Annotated in this window: 16 protein-coding genes; 12 read left to right on the forward strand and 4 right to left on the reverse strand. The window is 62.4% G+C overall.

What is annotated here, in order from left to right:
• Positions 1–12: 12 nt before the first annotated feature.
• The 3 genes from G6N59_RS15405 to hxlA all read right to left on the reverse strand — a co-directional run bounded on the left by G6N59_RS15405 (position 13) and on the right by hxlA (position 3,240).
• Positions 13–945, reverse strand: a complete 933-nt coding sequence (locus G6N59_RS15405; protein WP_138233118.1) for a glucose-6-phosphate dehydrogenase assembly protein OpcA — start codon at positions 943–945, stop codon at positions 13–15.
• Complete coding sequence (zwf, locus tag G6N59_RS15410) at positions 942–2,471, reverse strand: glucose-6-phosphate dehydrogenase (RefSeq protein ID WP_197907886.1); 1,530 nt, start codon at positions 2,469–2,471, stop codon at positions 942–944. The genes G6N59_RS15405 and zwf overlap by 4 nt, the downstream gene beginning before the upstream one ends.
• A 145-nt stretch (positions 2,472–2,616) precedes the next feature.
• Positions 2,617–3,240 (reverse strand): 3-hexulose-6-phosphate synthase, encoded by a 624-nt coding sequence (gene hxlA, locus G6N59_RS15415; protein ID WP_163911344.1) that lies wholly within the window; start codon positions 3,238–3,240, stop codon positions 2,617–2,619.
• Between the two features lie 751 nt (positions 3,241–3,991).
• On the opposite strand from hxlA, the gene G6N59_RS15420 reads away from it, so the two are divergent.
• The 7 genes from G6N59_RS15420 (at position 3,992) to G6N59_RS15450 (ending at position 10,892) form a co-directional block, all read left to right on the forward strand.
• On the forward strand, positions 3,992–4,375 hold the full coding sequence (locus G6N59_RS15420; protein WP_163911347.1) for a cupin domain-containing protein: 384 nt from the start codon (positions 3,992–3,994) through the stop codon (positions 4,373–4,375).
• Between the two features lie 286 nt (positions 4,376–4,661).
• Positions 4,662–6,143, forward strand: coding sequence for a trimethylamine monooxygenase (locus G6N59_RS15425; protein WP_138233355.1), 1,482 nt, complete (start codon positions 4,662–4,664; stop codon positions 6,141–6,143).
• Positions 6,144–6,252: 109 nt separating this feature from the next.
• Positions 6,253–6,840, forward strand: a complete 588-nt coding sequence (locus G6N59_RS15430; RefSeq protein ID WP_138233364.1) for a TetR/AcrR family transcriptional regulator — start codon at positions 6,253–6,255, stop codon at positions 6,838–6,840.
• A gap of 367 nt (positions 6,841–7,207) precedes the next feature.
• On the forward strand, positions 7,208–7,501 hold the full coding sequence (locus G6N59_RS15435) for a cupin domain-containing protein (protein ID WP_234884470.1): 294 nt from the start codon (positions 7,208–7,210) through the stop codon (positions 7,499–7,501).
• Between the two features lie 160 nt (positions 7,502–7,661).
• Positions 7,662–9,167, forward strand: a complete 1,506-nt coding sequence (locus G6N59_RS15440; RefSeq protein WP_138233357.1) for an APC family permease — start codon at positions 7,662–7,664, stop codon at positions 9,165–9,167.
• Positions 9,168–9,332: 165 nt separating this feature from the next.
• Positions 9,333–10,157, forward strand: coding sequence for a FadR/GntR family transcriptional regulator (locus G6N59_RS15445; RefSeq protein WP_138233358.1), 825 nt, complete (start codon positions 9,333–9,335; stop codon positions 10,155–10,157).
• A gap of 12 nt (positions 10,158–10,169) precedes the next feature.
• Positions 10,170–10,892, forward strand: coding sequence for a cache domain-containing protein (locus tag G6N59_RS15450; RefSeq protein WP_138233359.1), 723 nt, complete (start codon positions 10,170–10,172; stop codon positions 10,890–10,892).
• A gap of 31 nt (positions 10,893–10,923) precedes the next feature.
• Here the strand turns inward: G6N59_RS15450 and G6N59_RS15455 are convergent, their stop codons facing one another.
• Positions 10,924–12,576, reverse strand: a complete 1,653-nt coding sequence (locus G6N59_RS15455; protein ID WP_235678685.1) for an APC family permease — start codon at positions 12,574–12,576, stop codon at positions 10,924–10,926.
• A gap of 555 nt (positions 12,577–13,131) precedes the next feature.
• Between G6N59_RS15455 and G6N59_RS15460 the strand changes: the two genes are divergently transcribed.
• The 5 genes from G6N59_RS15460 (at position 13,132) to gndA (ending at position 17,573) form a co-directional block, all read left to right on the forward strand.
• The gene (locus G6N59_RS15460) at positions 13,132–13,515 is read left to right on the forward strand and encodes a cupin domain-containing protein (protein ID WP_163911347.1); all 384 of its coding nucleotides are present in this window, start codon (positions 13,132–13,134) and stop codon (positions 13,513–13,515) included.
• A 13-nt stretch (positions 13,516–13,528) separates the two neighbouring features.
• Positions 13,529–13,996 (forward strand): dimethylamine monooxygenase subunit DmmA family protein, encoded by a 468-nt coding sequence (locus G6N59_RS15465; protein WP_138233361.1) that lies wholly within the window; start codon positions 13,529–13,531, stop codon positions 13,994–13,996.
• On the forward strand, positions 13,993–14,982 hold the full coding sequence (locus tag G6N59_RS15470; RefSeq protein ID WP_138233362.1) for a PDR/VanB family oxidoreductase: 990 nt from the start codon (positions 13,993–13,995) through the stop codon (positions 14,980–14,982). The genes G6N59_RS15465 and G6N59_RS15470 overlap by 4 nt, the downstream gene beginning before the upstream one ends.
• Positions 14,979–15,977 (forward strand): heme-dependent oxidative N-demethylase family protein, encoded by a 999-nt coding sequence (locus G6N59_RS15475; RefSeq protein WP_138233363.1) that lies wholly within the window; start codon positions 14,979–14,981, stop codon positions 15,975–15,977. The genes G6N59_RS15470 and G6N59_RS15475 overlap by 4 nt, the downstream gene beginning before the upstream one ends.
• Positions 15,978–16,118: 141 nt before the next feature.
• Entirely contained in the window at positions 16,119–17,573 is a 1,455-nt protein-coding gene (gene gndA / locus G6N59_RS15480) for an NADP-dependent phosphogluconate dehydrogenase (protein ID WP_163911350.1), read from the forward strand.
• Positions 17,574–17,608 lie beyond the last annotated feature (35 nt).

A 17,608-nucleotide genomic window follows, 5' to 3' on the forward strand; every position in this document is an offset into this window, starting at 1 on the left:
CGCCGGAGGTCGTTACGACGCCTTCTGGTAGGCGACCGCGCCCGCACCCAGACTGCGAACCGTTTCACCGAAGACCTCGTCGGGGTCGAGTCGGCGGAGCTCCTCGGCGAGGCAGCCTTTGAGGGTGGGACGGGGCAGGGAGATTCGTTGCGCAGGCTGTCCGGGCTGGGTCAGTTCAGCCACTGAACGACCCGGCCGGAGCAACTGAACATCCCCGGTCTCGCGGCCGAGACGGACACTGTGGATACCCGTCCCCGCAGGCTCAGCTACAACAGTCACCGGAACCTGCAGGCGCAACGCGAGCCAGGCCGCGAGGAGCCGAGTGCTCGGCGAGTCTGAGGCGCCCGCGACGGTCACCGAGGTGACGGGCGCGGAATCCACGTGGTCCAGCGCCGCTGCCAACTGGGTCCGCCAGTTTGTGAGACGGGTCCATGCGAGGTCGGTGTCGCCGGCCCGGTAGGTGTTCCGGATGTTCTCCAACGCCGCTACGGGATCGGCCGCGTTCGCGGAGTCGGTGATCCGGCGGTGCGCAATGCGTCCGATGGAGGTCTCGCCGACGTTGGCCGGTGCGTTGCCCGGCCACCAGGCGACGATGGGTGCGTCGGGCAGCAGTAGCCCGGCGACGACGGATTCGCTTTCCGTGGCAAGTTCCCCATACCCACGCACGATGACGACCTCGGAGGCGCCGGCATCGCCGCTGACCCGAATCTGGGCGTCCAGTCGGTTCGGTGCCGACGCCCCGCCATCGGCGAGGACGATGATCCGGCAGGGGTGTTCCCGGCTGGCTTCGTTGGCGGCGTCGATGGCCTCCGTTTCGAGCCCGACCTGGGTGACCACCACCAGCGTCAGCACCCTGCCGAGGGTGACCACACCGTGCTGCTCCCGGAGGGCCACGATCTTCTTTGAAATCTCCGCGGAGGTGGTGTCGGAAAGGTCGATGATCATGGCCTTCTCCAGGTTCGTCCGTCGCGGGCAAGCAGCTCGGTGGCAGAGGCCGGGCCCCAGCTACCTGGTGCGTACTGTTCGGGCTGTTCGTCGAGACTGGCCCAGTACTCCTCGAACGGATCGAGGATTTTCCACGACAATTCGACTTCGGTGTGCCGCGGGAACAGCGGCGGCTCTCCGAGTAACACGTCCACGATGAGCCGCTCATAGGCTTCCGGACTGGACTCGGTAAAGGCGTGGCCGTAGCCGAAGTCCATGGTGACGTCGCGGACCTCCGTCTGGGTTCCCGGCACCTTGGAGCCGAACCGGATCGTGGCGCCCTCGTCTGGCTGGACACGGATCACCACGGCGTTCTGGCCGAAGTCGTCCTCGGCGAATTCATGGAACAGCAGGTTGGGGGCGCGCTTGAACACCACGGCAATTTCGGTCACGCGGCGGCCCAGGCGCTTGCCGGCGCGCAGGTAGAACGGCACGCCCGCCCAGCGCCGCGTGTTGATGTCCACGCGGATGGCCGCATAGGTTTCGGTGGTGGAGTCGGCCGGGATGCCCTCTTCTTCCAGGAAGCCGAGGACATGCTCGCCGCCCTGCCAGCCGCCGGTGAACTGTCCCCGGGCCGAGTGCGTCGATAAGTCGTCAGGCAGCTTGACCGCAGCCAGGACCTTTTCCTTCTCCGCGCGCAGGTCGTCCGCATCGAACGAGATGGGTTCCTCCATGGCCGTCAGAGCCAACAGCTGGAGCAGATGATTCTGGATGACGTCGCGGGCCGCACCCACGCCGTCGTAATAGCCGGCCCGGCCGCCGGTGCCGATGGACTCAGCCATGGTGATTTGGACGTGGTCGACGTAGTTGGCATTCCAGAGCGGCTCGAAGAGCTGGTTGGCAAAGCGCAGGGCCAGGATGTTCTGGACCGTCTCCTTGCCGAGGTAATGATCGATCCGGAACACCGCGTCCGGCGGGAACACGGACTCGACGACGTCGTTGAGTTGACGAGCCGACTCGAGGTCGTGCCCAAAGGGCTTCTCGATCACCACCCGGCGCCAGGTGTCGCCCTCGGCTTGCGCCAGCCCGGAATCGGACAGCTGACGGCAAACCTGCTCGAAGGCCTTCGGTGGGATGGAGAGATAGAACGCGTGATTGCCCCGCGTACCGCGCTGCTCGTCGAGTTCCTCGAGCGTTGCACGCAGCCGCTTGAACGCCGTGTCGTCGTCGAACTCGCCGTGCACGAAGCGGATGCCTTCGGACAGCTGCTCCCACACGGTCTCGTCGAACGGCGTCCGGGCATAGGCCGTCACGGACGCTTTGACCTCCGCGACGAAGTCCACACTCGTCCAGTCGCGCCGGCCGAAACCCACCAGCGCAAAGCTCGGCGGCAGCAGGCCCCGGTTCGCGAGGTCATACACCGCCGGCACGAGCTTCTTCCGGGCCAGGTCCCCGGTAACGCCAAAGAGCACCAGAGACGACGGGCCGGCAATGCGGCTCAGCCGACGATCGCGAGGATCCCGGAGCAGGTTGCGTCTGGGCCTCACGCTCGAAACGCCATGATCAACGGACACGGTGAATGACAGCTCTCTACCGGATTGACTTCTCGGATTGGGGGTGCCCTGGAAGGTGGTGTCCTGCAGTCGCTTTCACGGCGCTGGACACCACCTCCAGGAGGCCAAGGGCGCGCGATCAGGCAATCGCCGCGCGCAGCTCCTTGGCAGCCAACGCCGGATCGGCAGCACCGTAAATAGCACCACCGGCAACAGCAACCTCCGCACCGGCCTTCTGCACCGCCGCAATGGTGCCCACCTTCACACCACCGGCCACCGAGAACGGAACCCGGGCCGCCTCACCAGCGGCCAGCAGGCCGGTCAGATCGAAGCCCGGCTTGGCCTGCTCATCCAGACCCGCGTGCATCTCCACGAACTTGGCACCCAGGGCGCGGACCTGCTGCGCCCGCGCGGCCTTGTCCTCGATACCGATCAGGTCGACAACAACACCCTTGTTGTGCGCCTGCGCCGCCTTCACCGCACCGGCAATCGTGGAATCGTCAGCCGAACCCAGCACCGTCATCAAGTCAGCACCGGCCTTGAACGCGATATCAGCCTCCAGCTCACCGGCGTCCATCGTCTTCATATCGGCAAAAACGATCTTGTCCGGATGCGCGTTCTTGACCGCCGTAATCACCGACAGGCCCTCCGCCTTGATCAACGGAGTGCCCAACTCGATGATGTCGACGTACTCGGCCACCTTGCCGGCCAACTCAAGAGCAGCCTCGGTGGTCAGCAAATCAATAGCAACCTGCAGCTTCATGGTGCGTCCTTCTTTCTGTTAGGGAACTACGTCGGTACTGGAACTGTGATGGTCGGCTGGGACGGTTGACCGCCCGGTCGTTTCGAGGTTGGGGTGGCGGAGCCAGAGTTCTTCGGCCTCTTCAAACCCATCGCTGCCCCCTTCGATTCGGCGATCCGGCTGCGGGGAGCCGAACAGATGATTTCCGGTTGACACTCATCGTTCCGAAGCAGACGGGTGGGGGTAATACTGTTTTCTGACGGTTCCACCTACCCTTTCGGGTTGGTCGGATAGCTCGCCCTCGCGACGCCGTCGGCGCACTCGGCGGCCTCGCCACCCGCGCGGACCTGCGCGCATCGACAACGCGTCGCGTCGTGCGCCCCGGTCATCGGATTCGTGATCGCGTTGGGCGCCAGCGAGATCCCCGGCGATCAAATGGAAACTTCTTTCACGGAAATCCTTCTCGAACGGTTGACATGAACGCCTGTCCATGTCAGGGTTCATGAACGCCGATAGTGATAGGCATCACACCAGGCGCGTTGGGATCAGAACTCGGTTGGTTCTCCGGGAGTCACGGACTGTCAGCTTTCCAGACAATTCTTCCCAGAGCCGAAATCCGATTCAATCCAGTTTGCTGAAGCGATCTCTGGCGCACTCCAACTTGCGACCACTGCGCAATTCCAATATTCGGACACATACACCAAGACAAACAGTTCGAACCAAAGGTTCGACTGGTGAGTTGTTTCCACATCACCACACGACAGGAGTAAGCATGGCTGAAACCACAATCCTCGGAACCCTGAACAAGGCCGGGGCCATCCACAAGGTGCAGGGCGGCTTCAACGGACTGCCCAGCATGAACGAGCCCGGTGTCATCGCCGCCATCGGCGACTCCCTGCACAACCCGCAAGGCTCGGTCATGTGCTCCGGATTCTTCGAGCTCAAGAAGTCAGAACCCCTGATCTACACCTACACCTACGACGAGATGAAGCTCGTCGTCCAAGGCGAATTCATCCTCACCGACCAGGACACCGGCGAAGTCACCCACGCCAAGGAACGCGACGTGCTGTTCTTCCCCAAGGGCACCACCGTCAAATTCGAGACCCCGGACTACGGGCTCGGATTCTTCGTCGGCGACCGCACCTTCGCGCCCTAGATCACTTCACCGCGTTCACTGGGTGGCCAGCCGCCCCTATGACGAACGCAGACTCTGTTTTTCTTTACGCATCGATGTGCCGGCCAAGAAACGGCAAGCCCAATCGGCTATGAATCGAGCGCCAGGGATGCACACCTCCGTCCTGTTTATCTCTGCCCTGGCGAGATGATCCGGTAGTACATCATCTATCGCTGCCGGAAAGCGAAATCGCTTAATTGCTGGCTTGATATGTGGCCCAATCCAAACGTTGGATGACAGCCATGATGATTAGGAAGAGGTAAGTAGCGTGACATTACGAGTCGGAATTATTGGCGCCGGCCCCAGCGGCCTGGCGCAGCTGCGAGCATTCGAGTCGGCACGGCAAAAAGGGATCGCGATCCCCGACATCATGTGCTTCGAGAAACAGGAGGATTGGGGCGGGCAATGGAACTACGGCTGGCGCATCGGCCTGGACGCCGCGGGCGAGCCGGTGCACTCCAGCATGTACCGCCACCTGTGGTCCAACGGACCCAAGGAGTGCCTGGAGTTCGCCGACTACTCCTTTGACGAGCACTTCGGCCGTCCAATCTCCTCCTTCCCACCCCGCGCTGTGCTCGTCGACTACATCAAGGGCCGCGTCGAGAAGTCCGACGTCCGCAAGTACGTCCAGTTCAACACCGTCGCCCGGCACACCAGCTATAACGAGGCCACCGAGGAATTCACGGTCACGGTGGAGAACCTCAAGACCAACCAGACCGAAACTCACGTGTTCGACAAGCTCGTGGTGGCCACCGGTCACTTCCACGTCCCCGCAGTCCCCGACTTCGAGGGCATCAAGACTTTCCCCGGCGAGGTTCTACACGCCCACGATTTCCGCGGTGCCGAGCGCTTCTACGGCAAGCGGCTCCTGATGATCGGCAGCAGCTACTCCGCTGAGGACATCGGCATGCAGGCCCACAAGATGGGTGCCGCCGCTATCACGATGAGCTACCGCACCAACCCGATGGGCTATGACTGGCCCCGGAACACCGTGGAACGCCCGCTGGTCACCCACTTCGAGGGCAGCACTGCACATTTCAGTGACGGCACCCACGATGATTTCGACGCCGTCGTGCTGTGCACCGGCTACCAGCACAAGTACCCGTTCCTGCCCAGCGAGCTCTCGCTGTCCTCACCGAACGTGCTGTACCCGGCCAACCTCTACAAGGGCGTGGTGTGGCAGCAGAACACCAACCTCTTCTACCTCGGCGCGCAGGACCAGTACTACACGTTCAACATGTTCGACGCACAGGCCTGGTTCGCCCGCGATGTCATGACCGGCGTGCTCGCGCTGCCCGAGTTCGACAAGCGCGAGGCCGACATCGAGTCCTGGCTCGCGCGTCAAGCCGCGCTGCCGGATCACGACGCGGAGGCCGAATTCCAGACCGATTACGTGCGCGAACTGCACGAAGCCACCGATTACCCGTCCTTTGACCTCGATGCGGTGTGCCAGTTGTTCAAGGACTGGATGCACAACAAGCACGTGGACATCCTCGGCTACCGCGACGCTCAGCACCGTTCGGTGATCACCGGCACTCTGTCGGCAAAGCACCACACCCGCTGGCTCAACGCCATGGACGACTCCCTGGAGCGCTACCTCTACGGACCTTCGCAGGACGACATCCATGCGCCTGCCGGTCTCACCGACCGCCACCGTGGTGGAGAGGAAAAACCGGGTGCCGGCGCGGGACCATCGCTGATCCACCACACAGAAGTTCTCGGGTCCCAGCCGCAGCCGACTTTTAGCTGACCCGATGCCCCAGTCTCCTGCTATCCCTGGACGGAAGCTTCGCAGCCCAGGCAATAATCTTGGGGAGGTTTCTCAGATGGACCGAAAGCCGGAGACTGGGGGCGTGGCCATGCGGGTGTCCGCAGACGAACGACGTGGACAGCTGATTTCGGCGACCCTGGAACTGATGAGGCGTAAAGGCGTTCAGTCCGTAACCATGCGGGCCATCGCCAAGGAGGCCAACGCCCCCTTGGCCACCGCACATTACTGCTTCGACGACAAGAGCGAACTCATGGACGCGGCCGCCGAAGCCTGGTTGAAGAACTTGAACCGATTTTCTCGCGAGATTTCAGTGCACCTGGGACTCCGTAAGGCCGTGGAACAAGTGGCCGAAGAGTACTGGCGTTCGTTGACAGAAGAGCCGGCAAGTCTCCTCGCCGAGATCGAGCTCATTCTGTGGGCAACACGTAATGCCGCGGTAAGCCCGCTGGCCGCGAAGATTTACCCTGCCTACGTGGTGGAGCTGGGAAATATCTTCTCCGCCGCGGTCGCAAACAATGGCGATCAGTGTCTGACTGACATCGCGACGCTCGTACGGTCATTCCTGATGATCTACGACGGAGCGGCCATTCAGTATCTGACCGACCCAACGGCGACCGATTACCGCGCCATGTTCTTCGAGATGGTCGATGCCCTTCTCCTCAAGGCCGGCGTCTAAACTCCGCGGGCCGCAAGGTATTTGACCCGACAGGCCGATCGGAACCCTGCGCTGGCCGCCGCGCGGGCCCGGCCGGCGACGGCGGGGTCTAGGGCACGCCCCTAGGCGCCGAGAGTTTCTGTTCCAGAAAGGTTGACAGGTTCCGCGCTTTCTTTGAGGTGCCTGTTTGCCCGAAACTCCCGTCTTGCTTTTCCCGAATTATTGACCGGGACTTTCCGCGATGCGGATTGCTCTGAGAAACGGATAGCGAATGACGAAATCCACTTCCCCGACCTCCACACTGACAATGGGGAAAGCAATCGATTCTTGGCGGGCGAAACCCATGAAGGCCATGAGGCCCGAATGGCCCCGGATGCGATGCAGGTTCATGAATGGCGATCCGGTGGGCGCCTGGGATGACGTCTTACTCTCGGAATGGGAACTGGAGCGCTGCGGTTGGGAGGACTTCCACCCCCACACCGAGACGGCCTTCGTCGTGGAAGGCGAGCTCCACATCGAATGCGATGGCGAGGCCGTCATTCTGGGGCCAGGGGACGCGGCTCGCGTGAACCCGGGACGCACGGGCCGATATTGGGCACCCGTCTACGCCCGCATGCTCACCACGTACGGCCCCAATCCCGACGGTTTGGAATCTCACTCGTTCCGGTATTTCGAAATCTGAGTTCGATGTCCGCACCGGGCGGAGATAGCGAAAACACTTCGCCGACAAGCGGTCTCGGAAGAAATACATCGTGGGCCTCTCGGTCCGATCGATCCTGCAGGTCCGCCCTACTTGGCAGTCGGACCATGTGTAGTTCTCACCTTTCATCAAAGGAAAACTCATGACTCAAGAAACTCTGGATGGAGTCGATCAGCTGAAACGCTCGATTGACTGGAAGCAAGGCCTGGCGATTGCGCTGGGTGTGCCATTGCTGATCCTGCCATCCTTGGGCTACCTGCCGACCTACGTGGCGGCCGCCGCGATCCTCGTCTGGGGACTATCAATCCTTCAGACCTTCTTTCAGAACACCGCCTACGCCGAACTGGCCACGACCTTCCCCGAAGCCTCTGGCCTGCCCGGTTTCGTGCAGCAGGTATTCCGCACCGAGAACTACAAGGGCAAGTACGACAAGGGAAAACTGCTCGGCGGCTTCAGCGCCTGGAGTTATTGGTTCGCCTGGAACCCGGTGCTGTCGATCTTCGCCATCCTGGTCGGCAACTACCTGCATGGGCTGTTTCCCGCGCTGGCCGCACACTTCACCCAATACGAGCTTGGCCTGCTCTCGGGTCTGGTGATCTTCACCGGCTTGTCGGTGGTGAACTGGTTCGGCCTCAAGGACGGCGCCATCCTCGGTTACATCCTCGCGGCGGTGTCATTGGTCCCCCTGGCGGTACTGACCATCGCGCCTTTTGCCACCGGGCACATTGACTTCGCCAACATCACCGGCAACTGGGCACCGGCCGACTGGGCCTGGGACGCCCACCACATCCTGATCATCTTCGGCATCTTCTCCATCGCGCTGTGGAGCACCGGCGGCTGGGAAACGGCCGCCATCTACGCCCCCGAATACAAGAAACCCGGCAGAGACGTCCCGAAGGCGCTGTACACCTGTGGGGTCATCTGTTTCTTCTCGTTCGTGCTGGTGGAAGCCGCGGTCATCGGTGTGCTCGGTGTCGACGGTGTCCTGGCCGAGCCCATCTCACCCCTCATCCCCGTCGCCCACGCAGTCTTCGGCCAAGCCGGCACCACTGCCACCATCGTCATGTTGATCGCGGCGATGATCCTGATCATCCAAACCGCTTACCTGGGTTCCGCCCACGCCATGCACTCCATGGCAGAGGAAGGCAACTTCCCCAAGGTGTTCGGCAGAACGAATCGGCAGGGCACCCCGTTCGTTGCCATGTTCGTCACCGCGGCTTTCAACATGACACTGATTTTCATCGGATCCATCCCGGCCATCCTGGCGGCCGCAGCCATCGGCTACACCTGCGCCAACGGCATCAGCCTGTTCGCCTATGTCAAGAGCAAGACGAGTCCGGCCTTCGCCAATCTGGAACGACCGTTCAAGGCACCCAGGGGCTGGAAGTACGTTGCCCTGGTCTTTGGCCTGTTCAATGTGCCGCTGTGCCTGATCGGTGTGGTGTACCTGAACAGCCTGGAAATCGGCTGGACTTCGACCTGGCTGGGCTTCGTAGTACTGGCGGTATTCATCCCGATCTGGCTGTACACGCAGCATCAGTCGAGGTCCGGTGAAGACAAATCGGACGAGACGTCCCCCGAGCCCACACTCGCTACTGACGAACGAGTTGGGTCAATCTCCGGGGTCCAGGAACGCGGCTCAGATTAGCGCGGACGTTCGGACCAGCCGGCCGTGGTCGCGCACGCCGGCTGGTCCGACACGTCATCTCCGTCAAGAGCGCTACCTGCACCGATCCGTGACCGCCGCATATACTTGGCGGCCGGACTAGCTACGATCGTCTTACCCCGCAGTCCATTCTCGGAGCGCAGACTTTTGGCCACGCCGACGCCTTTCCAGTCGCAGATCTATCGGTCGCTGCCGGAAATTGAGCGGGCGGACGCGATCGTTGACCGGCTTTCCAAGGCGATTTCCCTCGGACTGCTCAAAGTAGGCGAACGCTTACCCCCGGAAGCGGCGCTATCGGAGATGTTCGGGGTCGGCGGGGCGACGCTTCGCGAAGCCTTGTCGGAGCTGCGCGAGCGAGGCGTGGTCCAGACTCGCAGGGGCCGAAGCGGGGGGACCTTCGTCGTCACCCAGCCAGAGCCCGAGACCGACATGATGCGGGATTGGTTTCTCTCGACGTCCATCTCGGAAATCCGCGACATCGGAGACGAGCATTCCGCGATAGCTGCCGCGACGATCCGTCTCGCATGCGAGCGCGCGGAGGCCCGCGACTTCGACCGGCTTCAGGAACTTGCACGAGCCCTGGTTCTCGCCGATACCCCCGAAACACGCGCGTCTGCCGACAGCCGTTTCCACATCGAGTTGGCGGTATCCGCACAATCACCGCGGCTCGCCAATGCCGAAATCCGCCTTCAGGAAGAAACGGTCCGGCAATTGTGGGCCCCCTTCACCGAGACGGCCGGATACGACCCGGAACGGGCAACCGCCGAGCATCTGGAAATGGTCAGGGCAGTGGCTCAGGACCACCCCGAAAGGGCGCAGACACTGACACTGGAACACATCAGGCGGAACATCTTCCACCTGATCGACACGAAGCTGGTCCTCGGTTACGCGCAGGCGACGCCGAGCACATCTACCGCCGCAACCGGTATCGGTTCGACCGCTGAGGCGCCGGATCGTCCACCAGGCCAATAATCAGGAGGGCCAATGAACTCCACCGCTGAAGCCACGCATGCTGCCGATGCGCTCACTTCGTGGCTCAGCGGCGTCTCCAGCGAGATCAACAATCTCGCGAAAGACGTTGCCGCGCTGCTGGACCGAAATCTCGCCGGGAAGGCCAAGGTCAGCCGGCCGGCGCTGACCGGGTTGGACGAACTGTCGAAGCAATTCCTGAGGAAGAACACGTACGCCGCGGGCGCTGGGACCTTCTTCGCCGCGGCTTCCGTGGAGGAGGGGGGCCACGCCTTCGAATGGTGGTACCGCAAAGAATCCGGCGACCTCGGCCGACTGGATTTCGACATGACTCCGGGCAGCGCTCGGTACTACGACTACGAAAAGCTACCGTTCTTCTCGACCGCCGCTGCCACGGGCGAGCAGACCGTCTGGGGTCCGTATATCGATTACTCGGGTTGCGAGCAATACATCCTTACGTTCATGGCGCCGTTCTCGGTCCAAGGCCATTTCACCGGGGTGGCAGGGTGCGACATCCGGCTCACTGACTTGGAGCCCATCATCATGCCGGATTTGCTTCTGATTCCAGGCGACGCCGCCCTCGTCAACGCCAGCAACCGCGTCATTCTGGGTAACTCGGGGATGTACCTGGTTGGTGAGCGAATCAAGGCCGGATCGCCGGACCAGCACCGGATAAGTCTCGATATTCCGCACCTGGGGCTCTCGTTGATCTACACCGATACCCGACACACCTTCTGAGGCTGTCACCCGCCAAATCCGCTGCGGCAGACTAGCCGACGGCTCCTTCCGGAAAACCCAATGAGGCCGTCGCATGGGCTTTCGAGCGACTCCCTTCATGCTGGGCATACACCCAGATCGGAATGTAGGCCGCCAACACCAGGAAGCCGACCCACGTTGGAGCCCAACCAATTTCGAGGCTGTTCAGGTAAACCACGCCGATCACACACAGCGGCAGGTTGAACAGGCCGAAGGCCATGGCGACCCCACGCCAGCCCTTGGGCGCTTTGAATGGCCGTTCGAGATCGGCGAAGGCCGGGTCTCTCGTCGCCTTGACATAGGCAAACAGGCTGATGCCGTTGGCGCACGTGTAACCGATGGCAGAGGCAGCGACAATTGCCGCGGGGTTCCCCATGGAGATCAGTACCAGGTTGAACGCGGCGATGACCAACATCGAAATCCACGGGGTGCCCTGGCGATTCGTCTTACCGAGAACTTTGGGAAGGTTGCCTTCCACAGCCATGGAGTGCATGGCGCGAGACGAGCCGAGATACGCCGTCTGAATGATCAGAACCATCGCCGCGATCAACATGATGATGGTGATCGCAGACCCCGCCGAGCCAAAGACCGCATTGGCGACCGGAAGCAAGGGCGACACCGACTCCGCCTGTACCCCGTCGACGCCCAGCACACCGATCACCGCGGCTTCGACCAACACGAATGAGAAGAAGCAGATGACGCCGCAGGAGAACAGCGCTTTGGCGACATCTTTGGCCGGGTTCTTGTATTCGGGACCATAGATCGCCGCGGTTTCCCAGGCGCAGGCACTCCACTGGGCGATGGCGAAGACGCCGAACAGAATCAGGATGTGGTGCAGGTTCCAGGACCAGTCGGCCGGCATCCAGTGGCTGGTGATCTTGGACATCTCGAAATGTCCGGTGGCAAAAGGTGCCACGGTCAGGACAACCAGCGGGATCAGGGAAAGCGCCGCCAGGACGTAACCCAACTTGGCACCGTCTTTGAGGCCGAACCAGTTCACCACGAACAGCACGGTGAAAATCACCAAGCCCGACAACAGCGAAAGCTGATAGTCGGTAAACATCTGCCCCAGCGCGGGAAACAGTCCGTGCAGGTAGCCACCGACCAGGATCGAGAAGATCGCCAACACCGGGGTCCAGGCGAACCAGTAGCTCCAGGCACTGAAGCCGCCGAGCAGCTTGCTCATGACGTACTTACCCTGACTGTTCCTGTTGCCGAAAACGTGCTGTGCAAAGCCCGGTAGCCCAGACGCCTCCGGAAAGGTGGTGGCCATTTCGGCGTACGCGGTGCTCTGCGCGAAACCCTGCAGCACCGATAGCCCCCAGATGAGGATCGCGGAGGCGGCCAGATACATCGGGAGGTAGCCCAATGAAGGCAGAATCAGCAGTGGCACACCCAGCGCAATGGCCAGGCCCTGCTTCCAATCGATCGACCGTTTCAGGTCAACGACTTCATCGGATTGACTGTCACCCATACGAACCTCCCTGAGGTAGTAGAAGGCGTCTGTTTCCAGGTATCCGCCAGTCAAGGCGAAATGGCCGCGCCAGACGAGTCCACCGCCGAGATCCCTTGCGCAAAGCACCGTTATAGAAGCGGTGTGGTGTTCGGGAGTCGCCGTTCGTCGGACCCGCAGAGGACGCCGGACCGCTCCGGCGGCACCTTCCATGATGTGAATTCTGTGATGTGGATCACGCTCGACAATACATCTCAAACCTACAGTTGAGAATCTTTTGCCTGCATTTTCTTCCGGAAATCAGTCACCTTCAGGACATTCCCAGGACAGTTGGGTTCAGTTCACAGGCGCCATTGAACCCGGGGCATTGTCGGCCTGACGCAGCGAAATGCGGCTTTACTGCTTGGCTTTTGCCACGCCACCGCAGGTGGACGCCTCCAACTTAGCCCGCATCCGGCGATGCGGGACGCCACCGAGGAGGCTCCGAGATCGTCTGACCGGAAAATTTCTAAAAGAGTCTGGATTAGATGAATTACAGGGCGTAGCGTGACAACCCTGGAACGTGATCGGCATCACAGCAACAAAGCTCGAGACGAGTTCGACCAATCCGAAGGAAACGAGGATGCCGGTTCCAGAGGGTCCTGAAGGGACCTCGACCGGGACTACCTAATTTCGGCGCACTCCTTGTGCACCGAAACCGACCCGACCTGCCAAGCGACGGCCAGGGCCCGGACCACCGTGATCAGTTCTGACACAACAGGAGTAAGCATGGCTGAAACCACAATCCTCGGAACCCTGAACAAGGCCGGGGCCATCCACAAGGTGCAGGGCGGCTTCAACGGACTGCCCAGCATGAACGAGCCCGGTGTCATCGCCGCCATCGGCGACTCCCTGCACAACCCGCAAGGCTCGGTCATGTGCTCCGGATTCTTCGAGCTCAAGAAGTCAGAACCCCTGATCTACACCTACACCTACGACGAGATGAAGCTCGTCGTCCAAGGCGAATTCATCCTCACCGACCAGGACACCGGCGAAGTCACCCACGCCAAGGAACGCGACGTGCTGTTCTTCCCCAAGGGCACCACCGTCAAATTCGAGACCCCGGACTACGGGCTCGGATTCTTCGTCGGCGACCGCACCTTCGCACCGTAAGGACCGAAATCCCATGAGTTCCAAGTCTTTCCCGTTGGAACTGGGTTTCCGCGGTGTCATCTGCGCCTCGTTCGGCTCCACAGATGACACCGCGGGCCGGGATACTGGTCCACGGCCCAGGTACGACGTTCACTTCACCTCCGCAAACCCGGAAACCCTCGCTGAGCTGAGGTCCGCACTCGACCGATCACGGGTCGGGGTCCGCCTCGTGCTCGTCGGCTCCCCCGCCGATGTCCATGCCGCTGCCGCCACCGCGGCGGACTGCGGAATGTTGGACGCCGAGATGACCCTCGTGTGTGACGAGAACGGCCCGTGGGTCGTCTGCTGCGGCCACTGTCACGTTGGTACCGCCACAACTGCACCCAGGGGCTCCGAGGTGGTCTGCCAGGGATGCGGCATCCTGCTCGCCACCACTGACCACTTCTCTCGTCGTTTCGGCGGGTACTTGGGATACGCCGCCCACGCCGAGGAGGCATCATGACCGCCGAGGCTCTCGAGCCCATGGTCCATCCAGCGGTCGAAGCCGGCTTCGAGCTGGCGGTGACGGGCCGCCACCTGCAGACCGACTCGATTGTCAGCATCACGCTGAGTGACCCGTCGGGAATGCGGCTTCCTTCCTATGTCGCCGGGAGCCATCTGGTGGTCCAGTACGGGGATTGCGCGAATCTCCGCGCGAATGCGTACTCGCTGACCGGGTCCGGCAACGATCCCGCCGAATACACCATCTCGGTCCTGTTGGTCGAAGACGGCGCGGGCGGCTCTTTGGCCATGCACCAGCTCGCGGTCGGAGATCGTGTTCGGGTTTCGCGTCCCCGCAGTAACTTCGCGCCAACGGCAAACGCCAAGCACAGCTTGCTCATCGCCGCAGGAATCGGAATTACGCCGGTGCTGTCGCACGCCCGGTACGCCGCGGAATGGGGCACGTCGGCGTCCATGATCTACGTCTACCGGCACGGCCAAGGCGCGCACGTGGACGAAGCGCGGGATCTGCTGGGAGAGGCACTGACGGAGTGCCATGATCGCAACAGTTTCCAGAAGGTGCTGACCGAGCAGCTCATCACCCAGCACCTCGGCACTCACCTCTACGTCTGCGGGCCGGCCGACTTCATGGACTCAGTCCTCGAGCAAGCCCGCGATCTGGGCTGGCCGGAGGGCCTGCTTCACCTGGAGCACTTCGGTGCGGGTGAGCTGGACGCGGGCGAACCGTTCGCGGCGATCCTGACCCGCAGCGGCGTCAGATTGGAAGTGCCAGCAGGCGTTTCGTTGCTGGAAGCCCTCGAAAGACAGGGGAAGCAGATCCCCAACATGTGCCGCAAAGGCATCTGCGGCGAGTGCACCGTGCCAGTACTTCGCGGAACCCCTCATCACCGGGATATCTACCTGAGCGACGAGGAAAAGGAAGAGAACGCACTCATGATGTGCTGCGTTTCCCGCAGCGTGGATCAAGAATTGGAGTTGGACCTGTGACTATCACGCTCGACAATGACCTGGACGCTGCCCTGGCAGACCGGATCCGGGGCTTTCCCTTCCCATACACCAGTGACAACTACCGCTACAGCGCCAATGTCGAACCCGCCCGCAAGATCGTGGAGACCGAAGCCGGTGCCTGGGGAGGCACCGTGGTGGACGTCGACGAGTTCTACGTTTCAGATCTGAACGCTCGCAACGAAGTTCTGGAAAAGGATCCCTCCCGCATCGCCACCCTCCCGCACATGCGGCCCGCGGTGTGGGATGCCATCACCACCCTGCTGCCCGATATGGCGGAGAACAACCCGTCCACGATGTCCTGGCAGCGCGACGGTGACAAGTGCCGCTGGCGGAACACCCTGCTGAACCTCGACATCGAGTTCACCATCGGCGACGACGCGTCAGTACCTACCGGGGATCCGTTGCGGTTCTTGGGCAGCCAGATCCAAGACGACATCGTCTTTCTCGATCAGCGCGACAAAGCGCTATGGCTCGACGCAGGCGTCGTCACGTTTGCCGCGGACTGGTCCATGGGATTCGACGTCGGCATGAGCTTCACGGAGATCCACAGCCCCGTCCCGCGAGTGAATCAGGAAAAGATCGTCTCCCGGGCCCACCACTTCCTCATGAGCCTGCAGCCCGGCGAAATGTACCGGCGGACCAACTGGACCATGACCATTGACCGACGCCTGGACACGTCCACCGAGACCTATCCCAACTGGGCCCCGGATCGTGGCATCATCGCCCTGGACCCGGCCCTGCCGGACAGGGTTCACCTGCGGGTGGAAGTTCAGCACCTCATCTGCCTCCCCCATTCGGGCGCCGTGCTTTTCCTGATCCGCACCTATCTTCTGCCCCTCTCCGACCTTGCCAAGGTTCCGGCCTGGCGTAGGCGCTTGGGCGCGGTGCTGGCCGAACTCCCGGAGGACATGGCGGAATACAAGGGCATCAGCCGGTACCGAAAAGCTGCATCCGAGTGGCTGCTGTCGGGATAACACACCCGGGCAGCTGACGCAGGTGCTGGTCTTCGAAGGCAGTGGCGGGCCGGAAGACCAGCACCTGCCCACGTTGGCCATCCGGATCCCGGTTCCGGTCGAAACACGTTCTGCGATAACAAAACAACGAAAGGCTGCTACATGACCAAGTCCGGCAACACCGCTACTGCCCAGATCGGGGTCACCGGCCTGGCCGTGATGGGCTCCAACATCGCCCGTAACTTCGCCCGCCACGGCTACACCGTCGCCCTGCACAACCGCTCGGTCGCCAAGACCGACGCCCTGATCACCGAACACGGCTCCGAGGGCACCTTCGTGCGCAGCGAAACCATCGCCGAATTCCTCGACGCCCTGGAAAAGCCGCGCCGGGTGCTGATCATGGTCAAAGCCGGCGACCCCACCGACGCCGTCATCAACGAACTCGCCGACGCCATGGAACCCGGCGACATCATCATCGACGGCGGCAACGCCCTCTACACCGACACCATCCGCCGCGAAAAAGCCATCCGCGAACGCGGCCTGCACTTCGTCGGCGCCGGCATCTCCGGCGGCGAAGAAGGCGCCCTCAACGGCCCCTCCATCATGCCCGGCGGGCCCGCCGAGTCCTACACCTCACTCGGCCCGCTGCTCGAAGAAATCTCCGCCCACGTCGACGGCGTCCCCTGCTGCACCCACATCGGCCCCGACGGCGCCGGCCACTTCGTCAAGATGGTGCACAACGGCATCGAATACTCCGACATGCAACTCATCGGCGAGGCCTACCAACTCCTGCGCGACGGCCTCGGCATGACCGCCGGGCAGATCGCCGACGTCTTCGCCGAATGGAACAAAGGCGACCTCGACAGCTACCTCGTCGAGATCACCGCCGAGGTACTGCGCCAAGTCGACGCCACCACCGGCACGCCGCTGGTCGACGTCATCGTCGACGAAGCCGAACAGAAAGGCACCGGCCGCTGGACCGTCAAATCCGCCCTCGACCTCGGCATCCCCATCACCGGCATCGCCGAAGCCGTGTTCGCCCGCGCCCTGTCCGGCTCGGTGCCCCAACGCCGCGCCACCGTCGGCATGGCCTCGGGCACCCTCGGCGACAAACCCAGCGACGCCACCACGTTCATCGAAGACGTGCGCCAAGCCCTGTACGCCTCCAAAATCGTCGCCTACGCACAGGGCTTCAACCAGATCGCCGCCGGCAGCGCCGAATACGGCTGGAACGTCAAACCCGGCGACCTGGCCACCATCTGGCGCGGCGGCTGCATCATCCGCGCCAAGTTCCTCAACCGGATCAAAGACGCCTTCGACGCCGAACCCGAACTCGCCACCCTGCTGGCCGCACCCTACTTCCGCACCGCCGTCGAATCAGCCATCGACAGCTGGCGCCGCGTCGTGGTCACCGCCACCGAACTCGGCATCCCCATCCCCGGCTTCGCCTCATCGCTGTCCTACTACGACGCCCTGCGCACCGAACGACTCCCCGCCGCCCTCACCCAAGGCCTACGCGACTTCTTCGGCGCCCACACCTACGGCCGCACCGACGCCCCCGAAGGCAAAAAATTCCACACCCTCTGGAGCGGCGACCGCACCGAGGTCGAGGCGTAGCCGATACTCGCGATCAGCCGAATTCTCTTCCTATG

Source organism: Mycolicibacterium aubagnense (assembly GCF_010730955.1).
GTDB classification, from domain to species: domain Bacteria; phylum Actinomycetota; class Actinomycetes; order Mycobacteriales; family Mycobacteriaceae; genus Mycobacterium; species Mycobacterium aubagnense.